The organism is Nonomuraea sp. NPDC050547 (genome assembly GCF_044457345.1).
Lineage (GTDB): Bacteria > Actinomycetota > Actinomycetes > Streptosporangiales > Streptosporangiaceae > Nonomuraea.
Genome location: NZ_JBITGW010000018.1, coordinates 272671 through 290382 on the forward strand (window position 1 = coordinate 272671; position 17712 = coordinate 290382).

Sequence of the window (17712 nt, forward strand, 5' to 3'; positions counted from 1 at the left end):
CCGTACAAAATCCAACATATTTCACCAGGAGTGCACATGAGACTGTTGGTCACCGGAGGTGCCGGATATGTCGGCAGCGTCGTGGCGGCCCAGCTGGTCGAGGCGGGCCATGAGGTGACCGTGCTCGACGATCTCTCCACGGGACACCGGGACGCGGTTCCCGGTGGCGCCCGGTTCATCCAGGCGGACATCGCCGACGCCCATGACGCGCTGGAGAATCAGGAGGCGGTGCTGCACTTCGCGGCCAAGTCCCTGGTCGGCGAGTCGGTGGAGAAGCCCGAACTCTACTGGCGGCACAACCTCGGCGGCACGCTCGCCCTGCTGGAGGCCATGCACGCCCGGGACGTGCGCCGCATCGTGTTCTCCTCCACCGCCGCCACGTACGGCGAGCCGATCAACGACCAGATCCTGGAGACCGACCCGCCCCGCCCGACCAACCCCTATGGCGAGACCAAGCTGGCCGTCGACATGACCCTGACCGCCTTCGCCGCCCTGCGCGGCCTGGGCGCGGTGAGCCTGCGCTACTTCAACGTGGGCGGCGCCTACGGCACGCTGCGCGAACGCCACGCCGTCGAGACCCACCTGATCCCCAACGTGCTCAAGGTCGCCACCGGCGAGCGCGCGGAGATCCAGGTGTTCGGCACCGACTACGCCACCCCCGACGGCACCTGCGTACGCGACTACATCCACGTCTCCGACCTGGCCAGGGCGCACCTGCTGGCGCTGGAGGCGGCCACGGAGGGCGAGCACAAGATCTACAACCTCGGCAGCGGCACCGGCTTCTCGGTCAAGGAGGTCATCGACGTCTGCCGCGAGGTGACCGGCCACGCGATCCCGGAGAAGCTCGGCGCGCGCCGTCCGGGCGACCCCGCGGTCCTCGTGGCCTCCTCGGAGAAGATCCGCGCCGAACTGGGCTGGAAGGCGGAGCGGACGGACCTGCCGTCCATCGTCTCGGACGCCTGGAGTGCGCTTTCCCGCATATGAGCCATAGCCCTGCGGGATATGTGCTGTGATACCGAAATGTGAGGATGCTTTCACCTAGAGTGCTCTTCGTGGCACTCGTCGCAGGTGGCTGCACGCTGGCCGCGGCCGGGGTGGTGTTCGCGACGTCGCCACCGCCCCCGGCCCCCGCCCCGCCTCCCAAATGCCACCTGCACGAACAACTCACGCCGTGACGCGCAGCCGGGCCCGGTTGTCGGAGGGCCGCCGGTCGCCGAGGCGGCTGGACCACACGCCGGCGCTGGCGTTGACCGGCCGCCTGGGCGCCCTGAGCGTGAGCCGTACCCGCAGGCGCTCGTCGGGGCCGACGGCCCGCAGCCGGCACGCCACGAACCCCAGCTGGGCCCGGCAGCGCGCGCCGAGCGCCGACACCAGCCTGGCGCGGCCCGTCCTGAGATAGACGCGGGCGTCCCTGACCATGTGCGGGCCCCGGTTGCGCACCAGCGCGGTCATCGCGAACCTGCCGCCGCGCGCCCGGCCGGACAGGCGCAGGCTCAGGTCGGCGCCCTCGTCCACGTCGGTCGAAACAGTGGCGGCGTTGTCGCTCTCGTCGTCGTCGCGCACCTCGGAGGTGAGCGTGGCCGCCGCCTTCAGCGGGCCCCGCGCGTCCGGCCGGACGATGCCGGTGATCGTGACCCCGCCGGTGCCGCCCGCCCGGATGTCCATGGGCGAGGTGCACACCACCTCGGCCGCGCTCACGCCCCGTGCGCAGGTCGCCACGTCGACGCTGACGACCTCGACGCCCGCGGGCAGCGTCACCTTGAGCACGGGCAGCACGGCGTCACCGGGCCCGGCGTTGCCGACCTCTGCCCGGTAGATGATGGGTTGTCCCGGCTGGGCCACACCCGGCCGGGCGGTCAGCCGTACGGAAAGATCGGCGGCGCCCCATCCCGGCCCCGCGTGGGCGAGTCCCGGAACGCCCGCCAGCATGACTCCCATGAACCCGGCGAGCATTTTGCGCCGCATGTCCGACCCCCCGTGCAGTACGCCTCAATTGAACGTGCTGACCCGGGTGATCATCATCGCGACACGCGGTAGCCGTACCGAAAGCGAAAGGCGCGCGCCCGGACGGACGCGCGCCTTCGGTGGAGACGCTCAGATGAGGCCGAGGCCCTTGACGGCGTCGCGCTCCTCGGCGAGCTCGCGCACGGAGGCGTCGATGCGCTCGCGGGAGAAGGCGTCGATCTCCAGGCCCTGGATGATCTCCCACTCGCCGCCCGCGGCGCGGACCGGGAAGGAGGAGATGAGGCCCTCCGGCACGTCGTAGGAGCCGTCGGAGACGATCGCGGCGGAGGTCCAGCCGGTGCCGTTGACCCAGTCGTAGACGTGGTCGATCGCGGCGTTGGCGGCGCTCGCGGCGCTGGAGGCGCCACGGGCCTCGATGATCGCGGCGCCGCGCTTGGCGACGGTCGGGATGAAGGTGTCCTTCAGCCACTCGTGGTCGACCTGCTCGGCCGCGACCTTGCCGCCGACCTCGGCGTGGAAGAGGTCGGGGTACTGCGTGGCCGAGTGGTTGCCCCAGATGGTCATCTTCTTGATCTCGGTGACCGGGACCTGGAGCTTGGCGGCCAGCTGCGACAGCGCGCGGTTGTGGTCGAGGCGGGTCATCGCGGTGAAGCGCTCGGCCGGGACGTCCGGGGCGTTCTGCTGGGCGATGAGCGCGTTGGTGTTGGCCGGGTTGCCCACGACCAGGACCTTGATGTCGTCGGCCGCGTGGTCGTTGATCGCCTTGCCCTGCGGGCCGAAGATGCCGCCGTTGGCCTCGAGCAGGTCGCCGCGCTCCATGCCCGCCTTACGCGGCATGGCGCCGACCAGCAGGGCGACGTTGGCGCCGTTGAAGGCGACGTTGGGGTCGTCGGTGATCTCGATGCCCGACAGCAGCGGGAACGCGCAGTCGTCGAGCTCCATCGCGGTGCCCTCGGCCGCCTTCACCGCCTGCGGGATCTCCAGCAGGCTCAGCTTCACCGGAACGTCGGCGCCGAGCAGCTGCCCCGACGCGATGCGGAACAGCAGCGCGTAGCCGATCTGACCGGCGGCACCGGTGACGGTTACCTTGACGGGCGTGGCCATGGCCTTCCCCTAACTCGCAGGATGAATCATTGACTTTCGGATGTTACCCGGTCGTCATCCGCAGGGTTCCATCTCGGTCGGGTTCAGCTGCGGTTTGAAATCCACGTTTCCGAAATGCCTGCTCACGAGCTTCTTGATGGTGCCGTCGCGCTGAAGCTCGGCGATGACCCCCGAAACGGCCTTGCACGTCCTGGCGTCGCCGTTCTCCATGCCGACGGCGTAGCGCTGGCTGCTGAGCCGGGCGCCGAGCACGGCGAAGCGCATGCTCGCCTCCCGGTCGGCGAACCCCGCCAGCAGCAGATCCTCGCCGGGGACCGCGTCGACCTTGCCGCTCTTCAGCATGTCCATGCACTGGGCGTAGTGGTCGGCGGGTATGGGCGTCACCTCGACCCGCTCCTGCACGCTGCGCACGGACGGGCTGGGGGGCGCGCAGAGGTTCATGCCCTCGAGGTCGGCCAGCTTCTTGGCGGTGCCCGCCCGGACCAGCACGTCGTGGTGGGCGACGTAGTACGGGCCGGCGAACAGCACCTCCTCGTCGCGGTCGATGGAGTAGGTGGCGACCACGAGGTCCACCTTGCCGGTGTCCAGGGCGGTCGCCCGGTCGAAGCGGCCGACCTGCGCGTACTTCACGTCCTTGGCGCCCAGCGCCTTGGCGATCAGGCCGGCCAGGTCCACGTCGAAGCCCTGGAACGACCCGCCCTGGCCCAGGCTGATGCCCGGCAGGTCGCCCTTGACGCCGATGGTGAGCTTCCCGGTCTTGGCGATCTTGTCCATCACGGAGGTGAACGGGCCCGGCTGGGGCGGCGTGTTCCCGCCGTTCACCGACTCCGACGGCTGCGCGCCGAAGGCCACCGGCCAGTCGTTGAGCACCGCCAGCACCGCGGCGGCGGCCAGCACCACCAGCGCCACGACCACCGCGATCCAGCGCCCCGGGCCACGCCGCCGTACCTGCGGCTTCCTGGGCGGCACCATCTCCTGCATCGGGGGCCGGTCCGGCAGGCTCGTACGCACCGGCTCCGGTACGGCCGGCGGCGGCTGCGTGCCGTGGCCGGGCGGAGTATGGCCGGGCGGAGCGGGCGCCCCGGACTCGCCCTGCTCGGCGGGCTTGCGCGCGTCGGCCAGCGTGGTGCGTACCCGGGTGAACGGCGTGGTGTCGTCACTGGCCACCTCGGCGCCCCTGGACAGCACCGCGGTGGAGGCGCCGGCGGTCTCCGGCTGACCCAGCAGCCGCAGCAGCAACTGGTCGGCCGTGGGCCGCGCCTGCGAGTCCTTGGCCAACGCCGAGGCGACCACCCCGCGCAGCGGCTCGGGCATCGCGCTGACGTCGACCTCGTGGTTGAGGATGCGGTTGAGCACCACCGCGATCGAGCTGCCCTCGAAGACGGTGACGCCGGTGGCGGCGAAGGCGATCGTCGCGCCCCAGGAGAACACGTCGGTGTAGGGGCCGACGTCGTCGCCGGCGATCTGCTCCGGCGCCATGTAGGCGGGCGTGCCGATGGCGCGGCTGGTGATCGTGCCGGTGGAGTCGATGATGCGGGCGATGCCGAAGTCGACCACCCTGGGGCCGTCGGCGGCGATCAGCACGTTGTCCGGCTTGAAGTCGCGGTGCACGATCGAGGCGTGGTGGATCGCGGTCAGCGCGGTGGCGGTGCCGATGGCCAGCCGGTCGAGGGCGGTGCCGCGCATCGGGCCGTCGTTCTCGATGACCTCGCGCAGCGGCAGGCCGTCGATGTACTCGCTGGCGATGTAGGGCGTGTTGCCGTCGAGGTCGGCTTCCAGGACGCGGGCCGTACAAAAGGAGGCGACCCTTTCGGCCGCCTTGAGTTCCCGCGCGAAACGGGATCTGGCGATGGTGTCACCGCTGAACTTGATGTGCAGGAGCTTGATCGCCGCCCGCTCACCCTGCTCGTTGACACCCAGGTAGACGATGCCCTGCCCGCCCTCGCCCACGCGTCCGGTCAGCTGGAACGAGCCCAGCTGATCGGGATCGCCGGCGACGAGCGGCGCGATCTGCGGCATTGACCATCCCCACGTGTATACAAATCCCAACGAGGCAAACTTTACGACGCTCATGAAGCTCTCAGGGAACCGTTAACCGTTCGTGACGTCGCGAACGGCCTTCTCCACGGCCGACTGGAATGACATTCTGTCGCCATGCATGACATCGTCCTCTTCGGCGCCACCGGTTACACCGGAAAGCTCATCGCCCGCTATCTGGCCGGGATCGCGGGCCTCGGCTGGGCGGTCGCCGGCCGTGACCGGGACAGGCTGGAGGCGCTCGGCCACGGCGTGCCCGTCCTGGTCGCCGACGTGGACGACGCCGCCTCGATCGCCGCGCTGGCCCGCCAGTCGCGCGTGGTCATCACCACCGTCGGCCCCTACCTCCGCTACGGCGAGCCGCTCGTCGCGGCCTGCGCGGAGGCCGGGACCCACTACGTCGACCTGACCGGCGAGCCGGAGTTCGTGGACCGCATGTACCTGCGCCACCACGAGCGGGCCGCGGCCTCGGGGGCGAAGATCGTGCACGCCTGCGGTTTCGACTCCATCCCCTACGACCTCGGCGTCCTCTACACGGTCGGCCGGCTGCCGGAAGGCGTGCCGCTCAAGGTCAGCGCGTTCCTGCGGGGCGGCGGGCGGCCCTCGGGCGGGACGTTCCACTCGGCGGTGACCTCGATGTCGCGGGCGCGGCAGATGGCCGAGACGGGCCTGCGCCGCCGCGCCGCGGAGCCCCGTCCAAGCGGGCGTTCCGTGGACGCGCTGCCCGGCCTGCCGAGGTTCGTGGGCGGGTACGCCCTGCCGATGCCCACCATCGACCCGCAGATCGTGGGCCGCTCCGCCTGGGCGCTCGACCGCTACGGCCCGGACTTCACCTACCGCCAGTACATGACCGTGCGCCGCCTGCCCGGCGCGCTGGCCCTGGCCGGTGGCGCGACGGCCCTCGGGATGCTCGCCCAGCTCGGCCCCACGCGGGAATGGCTCCTGAACCGCCTCAAGCCGGGCGAGGGCCCCACTCCGGAGGAGCGGGCCAAGAGCTGGTTCAAGCTGACGTTCCTCGGCGAAGGCGGCGGTGCCCGCGTGGTCACGGAGGTCGCCGGACGCGATCCGGGGTACGGCGGGACCGCCGTGATGATCGCCGAGGCCGCGCTGTGCCTGGCCTTCGACGACACACCCCAGGTGGCGGGCCAGGTGACGACGGCCGCGGCGATGGGCGGCCCGCTCATCGAACGGCTGAGCCGCACGAAAGCGCTCACCTTCTCGGTGCGCTCCTAACAGCCCGGCTCCCCGAACATCTCGTTCCGCCGGCTGAGCACCGCGTCTTCTTCCTCGCTCGCGGCCACCTGCGCGCTGCCCCACCAGGCCGACACGTCGAGGATCACCGGAGCCGCCGCCTCCAGGCAGGAGGTGTATTCGACGAGAACGCCGACCTGGACGCTGCCGCCCGCGGGCACGACCCGTGGCAGCGCGGCGCCGACGATCCTGACGTGCTCCGCCCGCACACCCGCTCCGGTCAGGGTGATCGGGTAGGGGGCTTCGTTGGTGAAGGTATGGGTCATGGCGTCGATACGCCCGTGGACCCGGCCCAGTTCGTCGCGGACGAGCATGCCTCTCGCCGTGCTGCCCTCGTGGTAGGTGATCCTCGGGGTCAGCCCCCAGCCGAGGGCGAGAAGGAGCGTCAGGGCGATGCCGATCATGACCGGCCGTCGAGCGCGCACGGCCGCCGCCGACGGGTTGAGACGGTCCCACACCTCATTCGGAATCACGCCGGTATTCTGCTAGTTTTCCGGCCATGACGAAAGTCCACCATTGCTGATACTTACAGCCATTGGTGTTTTAGCCGTCATCGCTGGATTGGCACTCAGCGCGCGATCCCTTCCCCCCGTCACCCTGGATCGTTTCGCCAGGCGCCACCGGCTGACGATCACGCCCTACAACGGCGACGACACCATCGCCTACCTGCGCGCGGTCCGCTCGTGGCGGGGCGCGGGACTGGCCGCGGGCGGCGCCCTTTCCCTCTTCTTCCTGGGAAACGTGAATTTCCCCTTCTTGCTGTACGGGTGGCTCGCCGGCGTGCTCGTCTCCGAAATTCAGCTCGCCGCCACCCGGCCGCGATTCTTCGGAGAACGGCTCCGCCTCACGCCGCGGGCGCTCACCATCGGCTGGCGGTTGTCCGCGCTCCTGTGCTGGGGCGTCCTGGCGGTGCTCGTGGTCAGGTCGTTCTTCCGGGAGATGGAGATGCCCGATCGGATCTGGGTGGCGATTCCGGCTTTCGTGCTGCTGGCCGTACATCTGGTGCTGAGAGACCTGCACCGGCGCGCGGTGCCCGCTGGGACCAGCGACCTGGTCGGCGCCGAGTTCGCCGCCCGGAAGAGCTCGGCCAGGACGCTGATGGCCTTCGGGATCGCGGCGGCGCTCTGGCCCGCCTTCGGCTTCATCTCCGCCGAGCTGCCGATGCCCGTGCGGCCGGTGACGCTCGCCCCGGTCGCGGTCCCGGACCCGGTCCGGTTCGCCAGGATCGTGGGTGAACCCGTCAGATGGGTGCTCTCTCCGGAGACCAACCGGGAAGCGACGTTCGGCGAGGCCGACCCGCGCGGACCCCTCGCGCTCAGCGGTGACGGCCACCACCTGATCTACCGTCAGCTCGGCACGGGCAAGCTCGTCCACCGCGACCTGCGCAGGACCGACGTCCGCGAGATCGCCGGCACCGGCGAGATCCTGCTCTCCCACGACGGCGCCTACGCCACGGTCGGCACCACGCTCGTCCACACGCCCACCGGATCGGCCACGCCCCTGCCCGGAGTGGCCCGCGTGATCGGCATCGGCGGCGGCCGGATCGTCGCGACCGCCGGCCGCCGCACCCTGCCGGGCGCGCTCACCACCGAACTCGTCACCTTCGACCCGCAGGGCAAGGTCGTGTCCCGCGCGCCCTTCGACCCCTCCCTCGACGTACGGCTCTCGCCCGACGGCAGGACACTCGCCGTCGTCACCTCCGCCGACGTGCTGACCATGGACCCGGCCACCGCCGAAGTGCTGACCCGCGAGCCGCTGAAACTCCCCGGCCCCGGCTACGAGCTCGCCCTGCTGGGATGGTCCGCTGACGGCCGGCTGCTGCTGCGCGCCGACATGGAGGAGCCCCACGTGTCCGGCCACTACCTGGTCGACCCGCTGACCGGCACGGCGCGGCGCCTGGAGGAGTGGCCGGAACCCGGCCAGATCGTGGCCGCGGGGAGAATCACGTGATCCGCAGAGGGCTGGCCGCCGGCGTGCTCGTGATCGCGGCGTGGGTCGTGCTTCCCGTCTGGCAGCCGCAGGATCAGGGCCCGCCGATGGCCAGGAGCATGCCCGGCGTCACCGCCACCCTGCCCCCCGCCACCGAGCTCAGGGGCCCGGCCCCCGCACCCATGCGCTACGCCTACCAGCCGGAATGCCCCGACCAGAGCGGTCCCTGCCTGCGGTGGCATCTGGTCTCCACGGGCGGCGAGCAGTGGTGGCTGCCCGGCGCGAGCGGGGAGGACACGTTCGTGCTCAGCGACGACGGCACCCGCGCCGCCTACTGGCGTGGCAAGGGATACGTCCTGCACGATCTGATGACCGGCACGGTCACGCCGCTGCCGGTGAGGGGCGAGCAGGAGCCGATCTTCTCCCTCGACGGCCGCCATCTGGCTGTCGGGCGCGAGGTCGCCGACCTGGCCACGGGCCGCGTACACCGGCTGAACGGCGAGGCGCGCGGCTGGACGTCCAGCGGCGTGATCACCTCCACGCTGAAGCCCGACGACCGCACCCCGGGCCAGGTCAGCGTCACCTTCTTCACCGTCAGCTCGCCCGAGGGCAGGAGGCTGCGCAGGTTCACCGCCCCCGGCGACCTGTCCTCCGACGGCGTCCTGTCACCCTCGGGCCGCCAGTTCGCCACGTTGACGAGGGAGGTGACGCCCACGTCCGTGACCACGACGAGCATCCTGATCAGCAGGGAGCGCTCCGTGACCCCGCGCCTGCCCACGGGCTGGACGATCACCGCGATCCTGCGCTGGACCGGCGAGGACACCCTCCTGGTACGGCTGCGCGGCCCCCTGAGCCGCATCGCCTACAACGTCGTCGACCTGACCACCGGCCGCCCGCTCCCCGGAGGCGTCGAGGAGCGGGGCCTGTCCACGGTCATCGGCCGCCTGGACTAGTACGGCAGCGCCCGCGCGGTGAAGTTCTTGCGCAGGAACGGCGCCTTGAACTTGGGAAAGGCCACCGTCTCGACGTCACCGTCGGAGGTGAAGCGCATGTCCGGGTTGTTCTTGAGCCAGTCCAGCCAGGCCGTCGAGCAGAACTGGGAGCAGTCGCCCTTCTTGTCCATCGCCTTGATCCGCGGGATCCCGAGCGGGTCGAACGTCTTGGTGTAGGGCGCCGGCGCGGGCGTGTACCCGGCCAGGAAGACGCCGCTGTGGTTGTAGGGCCCGTCACTGCCCTTGCCGCGCAGCGCCCACTCCTTCTTGCGCGGCTGGCTCCCGTACGGCAGGGCCAGCGTCACCGGGTCCTGCGAGGCGAGCGAGTGCACCTGCTGCCGGATGGCGGCGATCTGCTCGGCCACCTCCTTCTGCGAGCGGGTGCCGAGGTTGACGTGGTCGAGCGTGTGGTTGCCGATGTCGAAGCCGTTGTCCTTGAGCCAGAGCAGCGTCTGCGCCTGCTCCTCCTTCAGGGACTTGCCGAACATGTCGCGGGTGACGTAGAAGGTCGCCACGGGACGGAAGCCGGGGTTCTTCGCCGCCACGTCCTGCAGGATGGCGACCGCCGTGTCGGCCCTGGGGACGCCGAGGTCGTCCAGGGCGAGCTGGGAGGGCGAGGAGTCGTCGAAGGTGAGCACCACGGGGTGCTTGCCGGCGGGGATGCCGATCTTCCCGGTCGCGTACTCGGCCGCGGTGACGGGCACGTAGCCGTCGCGCACCAGCCGTTCCAGGTCGGCGCGGAACTTCTCCGGCGTCCTGTCGTCGTCGGAGCCGGGGTTCTTCACGATCCGGTGGTACATGAGCACCGGGACCTGGCCCAGTTCGTTGGCCTTGACCTTGGCCGCGGCGGCGGCTTTGGCCTGCTTGGCCTGCTGCACCTTCATGGCCGCGTCGGCTTTGCTGACCGTCTGCACGGCCGGCTGCGAGCCGCAACCGCCGACGATCGCGCCCACCGCGACCAACCCGAGAACACCCAGACGCATCGGGAACCTCCCTCATGACGCGATCGTCAATTACGCCCTGTGACCTCCCCATCGCTCCGCGGAACCACTCCGAACCGCTCCAAAAGAGATCGCCAAGCCGGGGACCTGAGGCCGCCACGGCCAGGTCGCGGGCGGCGCGGCCACCGGATATCTTGATGTCAAGCAATCTCAGACGTGGAGCGGACATCCGGTGACTGATTCGACCATCATTTACACGCACACCGACGAGGCCCCAGCGCTGGCCACGTACTCGTTCCTGCCGGTCATCCAGGCGTACGCCGCCAAGGCCGGAGTGCGGGTGGAAAGTCGGGACATCTCCCTGGCCGGGCGGATCATCGCCGGCTTCCCCGAGCGGCTCACGGAGAGCCGGCGCATCGGCGACGCCCTTGCCGAGCTCGGCGAGCTGGCGAAGACGCCCGCGGCGAACATCATCAAGCTGCCCAACATCTCGGCCTCGATCCCGCAGCTGAAGGCGGCTATCGCCGAGCTGCGCCAGCAGGGCTACGACCTGCCCGACTACCCCGAGGACCCGAAGACCGACGAGGAGCGCGACATCCGCGCCCGCTACGACAAGGTCAAGGGCAGCGCCGTCAACCCGGTGCTGCGCGAGGGCAACTCCGACCGCCGCGCCCCCGCCTCGGTGAAGGCCTACGCCAGGCAGCACCCGCACAGGATGGGCGCGTGGTCGCCCAGCTCCAAGACCGACGTGGCGCACATGACCGCCGACGACTTCCGCTCCTCCGAGAAGTCCGCGATCCTGCCCGAGGCCACCGAGCTGCGCATCGAGCTGGTCGGCGACGACGGCGCCACGACGGTCCTGCGCGAGTCCGTACCCGTGCTGGCCGGCGAGATCGTCGACTCCTCGGTCATGCGCGTGGCCGCCCTGCGCGAGTTCCTCACCGCGCAGATCGCCCGCGCCAAGGCCGAGGACGTGCTCTTCTCCGTCCACCTCAAGGCCACGATGATGAAGGTCTCCGACCCCATCATCTTCGGCCACGTGGTGCGCGCCTTCTTCCCGAAGACCTTCGCGCAGTACGGCGAGGCCCTCGCGCAGGCCGGTCTCAGCCCGAACGACGGCTTGGGCGGCATCCTCGGCGGCGCGAGCGACGAGATCAAGGCGTCGTTCGAGGCCGAGCTCGCCGAAGGCCCGGCGCTGGCCATGGTCGACTCCGACCGCGGCATCACCAACCTGCACGTGCCGAGCGACGTCATCGTCGACGCCTCGATGCCGGCGATGATCCGCCAGTCCGGCCACATGTGGGGCCCCGACGGCAACGAGGCCGACACCCTCGCCGTCATCCCCGACAGCAGCTACGCCGGCATCTACCAGGTCGTCATCGACGACTGCCGCGCCCACGGCGCACTCGACCCGGCGACCATGGGCTCGGTTCCGAACGTCGGCCTCATGGCGCAGAAGGCCGAGGAGTACGGCAGCCACGACAAGACCTTCGAGATCCCGGCCACCGGCACCGTACGCGTGGTGAACGCCGCCGGCGAGACCGTCCTTGAGCACGCGGTGAGCCAGGGCGACATCTGGCGCATGTGCCAGACCAAGGACATCCCCGTCCAGGACTGGGTGAAGCTGGCCGTCTCCCGGGCCCGCGCCACCGGCGACCCGGCGGTGTTCTGGCTCGACGCGACCCGCGCCCACGACGCCAGCCTCATCGAGAAGGTCAACGGCTACCTGGCCGAGCACGACACCAGCGGCCTGCAGATCGAGATCATGGCCCCGGTCGAGGCGATCGGCTTCTCGCTGGAGCGCATCCGCAAGGGCGAGAACACGATCTCGGTCACCGGCAACGTGCTGCGCGACTACCTGACCGACCTGTTCCCGATCCTGGAGCTGGGCACCAGCGCCAAGATGCTCTCGATCGTCCCGCTGCTCAGCGGCGGCGGCCTGTTCGAGACCGGCGCGGGCGGCTCGGCCCCCAAGCACGTGCAGCAGCTGGTCAAGGAGAACTACCTGCGCTGGGACAGCCTGGGCGAGTTCCTGGCGCTGGCGGCCAGCTTCGAGCACCTGGCGCGCACGACCGGCAACGCGCGGGCGCAGATCCTGGCCGACACGCTCGACCGGGCGACCGCGACGTTCCTCAACGAGAACAAGTCGCCGGCCCGCAAGCTGGGCTCGATCGACAACCGCGGCAGCCACTTCTACCTGTCCCTGTACTGGGCCCAGGAATTGGCCGCTCAGACCGACGACGCCGTGGTGGCGGCGGCGTTCGCCGGTCTGGCCAAGACCCTTGCCGAGCAGGAGCAGGCGATCGCGGCGGAGCTGCTGGCCGTACAGGGCTCGCCGGTGGACCTCGGCGGCTACTACCAGCCGGACCCGGCCAAGGCGGCGGCCGTGATGCGGCCCTCGAAGACCTTCAACCAGGCGATCGAGAGCCTCTAGGCGACATCGGAAGGGCGGTGGGCTTCGGCCCGCCGCCCTTTGTCATTCTCCCCCGAGGAGCTGGAGCACGGCGGGCTTGAGCACACTGCCGTATTCCAGGAACATGCCGACGGCCACCAGGCCCACGCCGAATCCCCCGTAGACCACCATGTCGGTCTTCCTCGTCCGGACGGCCATGAGCCCGCCGTACCCGGCGAAGCGCAGGGCGGCGGCGACCATCAGCACGGCGCCGAGCGCGAACGCGCCCCACTCGCCGTCCACGAAGAAGATCGTGAGCATGGCAAGAGCCGCTCCCGCCAGGATCAGCGGAAACGGCCCCCACTTCTGATCATCGTTCGTCAATCGGCTTCCACTTCTGGTCGCGTTCCCCGATGTACTCACTATCGGGCCGGATGAGCCGGTTGTCCGCGTGTTGCTCGATCACGTGGGCGGTCCAGCCGGACATGCGGCTGATGGAGAAGACCGGCGTGAACAGATCGGTCGGGATGCCCAGGTAGTGGTACACCGAGGCGGCGTAGAAGTCGACGTTGGGGTAGAGGCCCTTGGTCTCGAAGACGACCTCTTCCATCTCCTTGGACATCCGGTAGAACTTCGGCTCGTCGCCGGACAGTTCCTCCGACATCCGGCGCAGGTGCGTGGCGCGCGGGTCCTCGGTCTTGTAGACGCGGTGGCCGAAGCCCATGATCTTCTCGCCGGCGGCCAGCTTGTCGCGTACGGTCTGGGCCACGCCGTCGGGCGAGATCGACTCCAGCGTCTTCATGACCTGCTCGTTGGCGCCGCCGTGCAGCGGGCCCTTCAGCGTGCCGATCGCGGCCACGATGGCCGAGTGCATGTCCGACAGCGTCGCGGCGCAGACGCGGGCGGCGAACGTCGAGGCGTTCATCGTGTGGTCGGCGTGCAGCACCAGGCAGGCGTCGAAGATCTCCGCCTCGCGCGGGGAAGGGGTACGGCCGGTCACCTGGAGCAGGAAGTTGCCGGCGATGCTCAGGGCCGGGTCGCTCTCCGGGACACCCTTGCCCGAGCGGGCGGCGTGGTAGCGGGCGACCAGCAGCGGCTGCTGGGCGGTCAGCCGGGCGGCCTTGCGCAGGTCGGCTTCCGGCTCGATGGAGTCGCGGTCGGGGTCGTCGGCGCTGGCCAGCGAGACCAGCGAGCGCAACGCCTCCATGGGCTTCTGCTTCTCGGCGATCTCCGCGACGTTGGCGGAGACCAGCGGGCCCAGTTCGCGCCCGGCGACGAGCTCGTCACCGTAGGCCTGGAGCTCGGCACGGTCGGGGAGCGTACCGCGCTGGAGCAGATGGGCGGTCTCTTCGAACGTCGCTCGGCCGGCCAGATCGTGGATGTCGTATCCCCGATAGAACAGACGGCCGGCCTTCCCGTCGATGTCGCTGAGCGCTGTGGACGCGGCTACGACGTCGGCCAGGCCTTTGGTGGGCTTGTCCATCGTGCTCCTTGGCTCGCTCCGCTCGCGGTTGTGGCGGAGTTATCCGCTCTTCGTGGCAGATGTCCCGCCACGAGTGTTTCCTCCGCTTATCGTGCCTGGAAGTCTACCCGTGAGCTGGCAAAACCGTCCGCAAAGGTCCAGACCAATTTCACGCTGGATTCTCCTTATGGCAAAGGCGATTCCGCATCCCCTCGTTTGGGTAAGCCGGAGCTGTAGTAATAGTTACGGCGGGCTACCCGAGGAGGAACTGCCGCCGTCTCACGCTGCGTCCGCTAACGGAAGGGAACTGCCGTGGAGGGGCCGTTCATACGCATCGAGGACACTGGCGAGGTCGTCCCGTTGCGCCCCGAGATCACGACGGTCGGCAGAGGTCGCGGTGTCGACATCCGACTCACCGATCCCAGCGTGTCTCGGCTCCATGCCGAATTCGTCCGGAGAGGACCCTACCTGTACGTCGTTGACCTGGGACTGTCCCGCAACGGCACGCGGGTGAACGGCAGGCCGATCGCCCGGAGGGTTCTCGACGACGGCGACGTCGTCTCCTTCGGCGCCGCGCGTGGCCGGATCGGCGGGGTTCCGCGCGAGGACTTCACCCCCGAGGTGGAGCTGAGAAGGGCGGCGGCCCCCGAGCTGACCCGCAGAGAGGTCGACGTGCTGACCTCCCTGTGCCGCCCCGCGCTGTCGGACGAGGCGTTCGTCGCACCGGCGACCGCAAGGGAGATCGCCGACGACCTGGTGGTGACCGAAGCCGCGGTCAAGCAGCACCTGCTGCGGCTGTACCAGAAGTTCAGGATCCCTGAGGGCACCAACCGGCGCACGCGGCTGGCCAACGAGGTCGTCGCGCTGGGTCTGGTCCGCCCCACCCCCGTGGTGCCGCCACAGCGGTCAGGTTCCCCCACCGAGCAACCATCGGCGGCGGGGCGCAGGGCTTCATAGGAATCGGATCGCTACCGGGGCTTCGGCGAGGGGTTCCGGCAGCACGAGTGGCCCGGAGCCCGGCGTTATCGTGCCCAGGACGCGTGGCCCGGCTGCACCTGTGCAGCTGGGCACGGTGGCCGGCAGACCGTGCGCGGTCAGCCAGCCGAACAGCGAGAAGGCGATGGCCTCCTTCGCGTCCGAGGGCACGCCCAGCTCGTCGCTGGGTACGAGGCGGGCCGTCGTGCGTGCGCGCAGCATGCCCATGAGCGTGGGGTTGCGCACGCCGCCGCCGGAGACGACGACGGTGTCGAGTTCGTGCCGCCGGATCTCGGCGGCCACGGTCTCGGCCGTGAGCGCGGTCAGCGTGGCCACGAGGTCGGGCCGCGCGATCTCCGCGCGCCCCGCCAGCGCCCGCCGCACGTACCCGGGCGTGAACAGCTCCTTGCCCGTCGTCTTGGGCGCCGCCTCGCGGTAGTACGGCTCGGCGAGCAGCGCCTCCAGCAGGCTCTCGTCCACCGTCCCCGCGGCGCCGAGCACCCCGTCCTTGTCGTACGGCGGCGCCGCGGCGTCGATCAGCGCGCCCGCCGGCCCGGTGTCGTAGGCGATGGCCGCCCCGGCCACGGTCAGGTTGGCGATGCCGCCGAGATTGAGCGCCCCCGAGCGGCCCTCGACCCCGTTGAGCATGAGCAGGTCGAGGTAGGACACCAGCGGCGCGCCCTGCCCGCCGGCGGTCACGTCACGCACGCGTACGTCGGAGACGACCGGCAGCCCGGTGCGCTCGGCGATCCAGGCGGGCTGGCCGAGCTGGAGCGTGCCCAGGACCTGCCCGCCGGAGACCCAGTGGAAGAACGTCTGCCCGTGCGAGCAGATCAGGTCGGCGGGCCCGGCGTCACGGGCGGCCTCGGCGAACTCCTGGCCGATCAGCGTGTCCAGCGCGCAGACCTCACCCATGCTCACGTCGCCGGGCGGGAGGGCGGCGACGATGCGGGCTCTCAGGCCGCCGGGGTAGGGCCGCTCGCCGGTGGCGAGGATCGTCCCCGAGAGCAGGCCGTCCTCCATCGACCAGTCGACGATGGCGCTGTCGATCCCGTCGTGGGAGGTCCCCGACATCAACCCAAGAACCCGCATAAATCTCCCTAAAACACCACGCGGAAGGGGTTGCTGGGCCGGGACGTCCTGCTCACCCGGTCCACCGCCACCACGTAGTAGTAGTCGCCCCGCTTGCCGTCCGGGTCGGTCCAGCGCACGATCCGGTCGCCGGGCACCACGGCCACCAGGTTGCGCGCGTCCTCGAAGGAGGTGAGCCGGGTGGCGGAGCGGAAGACCGCGAACTGGAACGGCTCCTCGCGCCCGGTCGCCACCATCTTGACCTCGACCCCGTCCCCGACCTTGCGGGCCAGCGCGAGCACCGGACGACCGGGCGCGCGCCCGCCGGCCAGGCGCGGCAGCAGCGGCGCCAGCGCGGGCCGCTGATGGTGGTCGTTGACCGCGGTGGTGACGGACTTGAGGCGGTCCGCCCGGACGTCGCCGGCGCTGAACCAGATGTCGCCGGTGATCTCCGGGTGGTTGCGGTTGAGCGTGAGGTGCTTGGACAGCTCGCCCGTCTCCTGCCACTGCGGCGCCTGGGCGGGGTCGCCCGCCTTGTACGCGGCCTGGCCGATCCACAGCATGGTGCCGGTGCCCTTGGCCACGTCCGACCACCAGGGCACGAGCTTGGCGTAGTCGGCGGGCGGCTGGCCGATGTACCAGTAGAGCTGCGGCGCGATGTAGTCGAGCCAGCCCTTCTTCACCCATCCGCGGGTGTCGGCGTGCAGGCCGTCGTAGGACTGGCCGCCGGCGGTGTCGGAGCCGAGCGGGTCGCTGGCCTTGTTGCGCCAGATGCCCGACGGGCTGATGCCCCAGGAGACCTCGGGCTTGGCCTGCCGTACGCGCTGCTGCATCTCCGAGACCATGAGGTCGACGTTGTTGCGCCGCCAGGCGGCCAGGTCGGGGTAGCCCGCCCCGTACTTGGCGAAGGCGGCGCTGTCGTCGAAGGCCGCGGTGTTGGTCGGGTAGAAGTAGTCGTCGAAGTGCAGGCCGTCGATGTCGTAGCGGGTGATCGCGTCGAGCATCGCGTCCTGGCAGAACTTGCGGACCTCGGGCATGCCCGGGTTGTAGTAGAGCTTGCCGCCGAACGGCAGGATCCAGTCGGGGTTCTTGCGGCCGGGGTGGTCGGGGTGGAGCTTGGCCGGGTCGGGCTGCATCGAGACCCGGTAGGGGTTGAACCACGCGTGGAAGGCCAGGCCGCGCTTGTGGGTCTCCTCGACGGCGAAGCCGAGCGGGTCGTAACCCGGGTCCTGCCCCTGAACCCCGGTGATCCACTCCGACCACGGCTCGAACGGCGACGGCCAGAACGCGTCCGCCGTGGGCCGGATCTGCACGAACACCGAGTTGAGCTTGCGCTCGACGGCCAGGTCGAGCCAGGCCAGGTACTCGGCCTTCTGCTCCTCGACCGACAGCCCCTTCTTCGAGGGCCAGTTGATGTTGACCACGGAGGCGATCCACATGCCGCGCATCTGACGCAACGGCGGCACATAGTCGGCGGCGGCGTAGGCGGGCAGGGGGACGACGGAGGCTGCGGCGGCGAGGGCGAGACCCTTGAAAACGGTCCGTCTGCTGGGCATTGGGGGGGTGGCCTCTCGGGAAGTGGTTGTGTCTGGG

General features: G+C 70.3%; 16 protein-coding genes. 7 read left to right on the forward strand and 9 right to left on the reverse strand.

All coding sequences use genetic code 11. From position 1 onward, the window contains the following. Positions 1-36 precede the first annotated feature (36 nt). Together galE and ACIBHY_RS39125 are read left to right on the forward strand one after the other, a co-directional pair. Positions 37-984 carry a UDP-glucose 4-epimerase GalE gene (gene galE, locus ACIBHY_RS39120; RefSeq protein ID WP_397256460.1) on the forward strand — a complete coding sequence of 316 codons (948 nt, stop codon included), beginning with the start codon at positions 37-39 and terminating at the stop codon, positions 982-984. 68 nt (positions 985-1052) lie between these two features. Next, entirely contained in the window at positions 1053-1175 is a 123-nt protein-coding gene (locus ACIBHY_RS39125) for a hypothetical protein (protein WP_397256462.1), read from the forward strand. Here ACIBHY_RS39125 and ACIBHY_RS39130 read toward each other — a convergent pair. From ACIBHY_RS39130 to ACIBHY_RS39140, 3 genes are all read right to left on the reverse strand, one after another. Further along, positions 1165-1965, reverse strand: a complete 801-nt coding sequence (locus ACIBHY_RS39130) for a hypothetical protein (RefSeq protein ID WP_397256464.1) — start codon at positions 1963-1965, stop codon at positions 1165-1167. The genes ACIBHY_RS39125 and ACIBHY_RS39130 overlap by 11 nt on opposite strands. A 129-nt stretch (positions 1966-2094) precedes the next feature. Further along, positions 2095-3069 (reverse strand): malate dehydrogenase, encoded by a 975-nt coding sequence (locus ACIBHY_RS39135; protein ID WP_397256466.1) that lies wholly within the window; start codon positions 3067-3069, stop codon positions 2095-2097. Positions 3070-3123: 54 nt separating this feature from the next. After that, complete coding sequence (locus tag ACIBHY_RS39140) at positions 3124-5088, reverse strand: transporter substrate-binding domain-containing protein (RefSeq protein WP_397309326.1); 1965 nt, start codon at positions 5086-5088, stop codon at positions 3124-3126. 135 nt (positions 5089-5223) lie between these two features. Between ACIBHY_RS39140 and ACIBHY_RS39145 the strand changes: the two genes are divergently transcribed. Further along, on the forward strand, positions 5224-6339 hold the full coding sequence (locus tag ACIBHY_RS39145) for a saccharopine dehydrogenase family protein (protein ID WP_397309327.1): 1116 nt from the start codon (positions 5224-5226) through the stop codon (positions 6337-6339). On the opposite strand, the gene ACIBHY_RS39150 is transcribed toward ACIBHY_RS39145, so the two are convergent. Further along, the gene (locus ACIBHY_RS39150) at positions 6336-6830 is read right to left on the reverse strand and encodes a hypothetical protein (protein WP_397309328.1); all 495 of its coding nucleotides are present in this window, start codon (positions 6828-6830) and stop codon (positions 6336-6338) included. The genes ACIBHY_RS39145 and ACIBHY_RS39150 overlap by 4 nt on opposite strands. Positions 6831-6918: 88 nt before the next feature. Here ACIBHY_RS39150 and ACIBHY_RS39155 point away from each other — a divergent pair, with 88 nt between their 5' ends. Both ACIBHY_RS39155 and ACIBHY_RS39160 read left to right on the forward strand, forming a co-directional pair. Beyond that, positions 6919-8307, forward strand: coding sequence for a hypothetical protein (locus ACIBHY_RS39155; RefSeq protein WP_397309329.1), 1389 nt, complete (start codon positions 6919-6921; stop codon positions 8305-8307). After that, entirely contained in the window at positions 8304-9239 is a 936-nt protein-coding gene (locus ACIBHY_RS39160) for a hypothetical protein (RefSeq protein ID WP_397309330.1), read from the forward strand. Before ACIBHY_RS39155 ends, ACIBHY_RS39160 begins: the two co-directional genes overlap by 4 nt. On the opposite strand, the gene ACIBHY_RS39165 is transcribed toward ACIBHY_RS39160, so the two are convergent. Beyond that, positions 9236-10261: a polysaccharide deacetylase family protein gene (locus ACIBHY_RS39165; protein ID WP_397256476.1), complete on the reverse strand. Its 1026-nt coding sequence runs from the start codon at positions 10259-10261 to the stop codon at positions 9236-9238. The genes ACIBHY_RS39160 and ACIBHY_RS39165 overlap by 4 nt on opposite strands. Positions 10262-10451: 190 nt before the next feature. Here ACIBHY_RS39165 and ACIBHY_RS39170 point away from each other — a divergent pair, with 190 nt between their 5' ends. Beyond that, a complete protein-coding gene (locus ACIBHY_RS39170) occupies positions 10452-12653 on the forward strand; it encodes an NADP-dependent isocitrate dehydrogenase (RefSeq protein WP_397256478.1) in 2202 nt (733 codons plus the stop codon). Between the two features lie 42 nt (positions 12654-12695). Here the strand turns inward: ACIBHY_RS39170 and ACIBHY_RS39175 are convergent, their stop codons facing one another. Together ACIBHY_RS39175 and ACIBHY_RS39180 are read right to left on the reverse strand one after the other, a co-directional pair. Beyond that, positions 12696-12995: a DUF3017 domain-containing protein gene (locus ACIBHY_RS39175; RefSeq protein WP_397309331.1), complete on the reverse strand. Its 300-nt coding sequence runs from the start codon at positions 12993-12995 to the stop codon at positions 12696-12698. Continuing rightward, a complete protein-coding gene (locus ACIBHY_RS39180; protein WP_397309332.1) occupies positions 12982-14094 on the reverse strand; it encodes a citrate/2-methylcitrate synthase in 1113 nt (370 codons plus the stop codon). Before ACIBHY_RS39180 ends, ACIBHY_RS39175 begins: the two co-directional genes overlap by 14 nt. A gap of 291 nt (positions 14095-14385) precedes the next feature. Here ACIBHY_RS39180 and ACIBHY_RS39185 point away from each other — a divergent pair, with 291 nt between their 5' ends. Next, the gene (locus tag ACIBHY_RS39185) at positions 14386-15030 is read left to right on the forward strand and encodes an FHA domain-containing protein (protein ID WP_184957917.1); all 645 of its coding nucleotides are present in this window, start codon (positions 14386-14388) and stop codon (positions 15028-15030) included. Here ACIBHY_RS39185 and ACIBHY_RS39190 read toward each other — a convergent pair. Both ACIBHY_RS39190 and ACIBHY_RS39195 read right to left on the reverse strand, forming a co-directional pair. Continuing rightward, complete coding sequence (locus tag ACIBHY_RS39190; protein ID WP_397256484.1) at positions 15025-16140, reverse strand: anhydro-N-acetylmuramic acid kinase; 1116 nt, start codon at positions 16138-16140, stop codon at positions 15025-15027. The genes ACIBHY_RS39185 and ACIBHY_RS39190 overlap by 6 nt on opposite strands. Positions 16141-16148: 8 nt before the next feature. Then, the gene (locus ACIBHY_RS39195; protein ID WP_397309333.1) at positions 16149-17675 is read right to left on the reverse strand and encodes a glycoside hydrolase family 10 protein; all 1527 of its coding nucleotides are present in this window, start codon (positions 17673-17675) and stop codon (positions 16149-16151) included. Positions 17676-17712: the final 37 nt, after the last annotated feature.

Excerpts from the sequence above, each read along its gene's own strand:
- ACIBHY_RS39165 (WP_397256476.1), bottom strand. The coding sequence starts at position 10,261 with ATGCGTCTGGGTGTTCTCGGGTTGGTCGCGGTGGGCGCGATCGTCGGC.
- ACIBHY_RS39190 (WP_397256484.1), bottom strand. The coding sequence starts at position 16,140 with ATGCGGGTTCTTGGGTTGATGTCGGGGACCTCCCACGACGGGATCGAC.
- ACIBHY_RS39140 (WP_397309326.1), bottom strand. The coding sequence starts at position 5,088 with ATGCCGCAGATCGCGCCGCTCGTCGCCGGCGATCCCGATCAGCTGGGC.
- ACIBHY_RS39135 (WP_397256466.1), bottom strand. The coding sequence starts at position 3,069 with ATGGCCACGCCCGTCAAGGTAACCGTCACCGGTGCCGCCGGTCAGATC.
- ACIBHY_RS39130 (WP_397256464.1), bottom strand. The coding sequence starts at position 1,965 with ATGCGGCGCAAAATGCTCGCCGGGTTCATGGGAGTCATGCTGGCGGGC.
- ACIBHY_RS39180 (WP_397309332.1), bottom strand. The coding sequence starts at position 14,094 with ATGGACAAGCCCACCAAAGGCCTGGCCGACGTCGTAGCCGCGTCCACA.
- ACIBHY_RS39195 (WP_397309333.1), bottom strand. The coding sequence starts at position 17,675 with ATGCCCAGCAGACGGACCGTTTTCAAGGGTCTCGCCCTCGCCGCCGCA.
- galE (WP_397256460.1), top strand. The coding sequence starts at position 37 with ATGAGACTGTTGGTCACCGGAGGTGCCGGATATGTCGGCAGCGTCGTG.
- ACIBHY_RS39145 (WP_397309327.1), top strand. The coding sequence starts at position 5,224 with ATGCATGACATCGTCCTCTTCGGCGCCACCGGTTACACCGGAAAGCTC.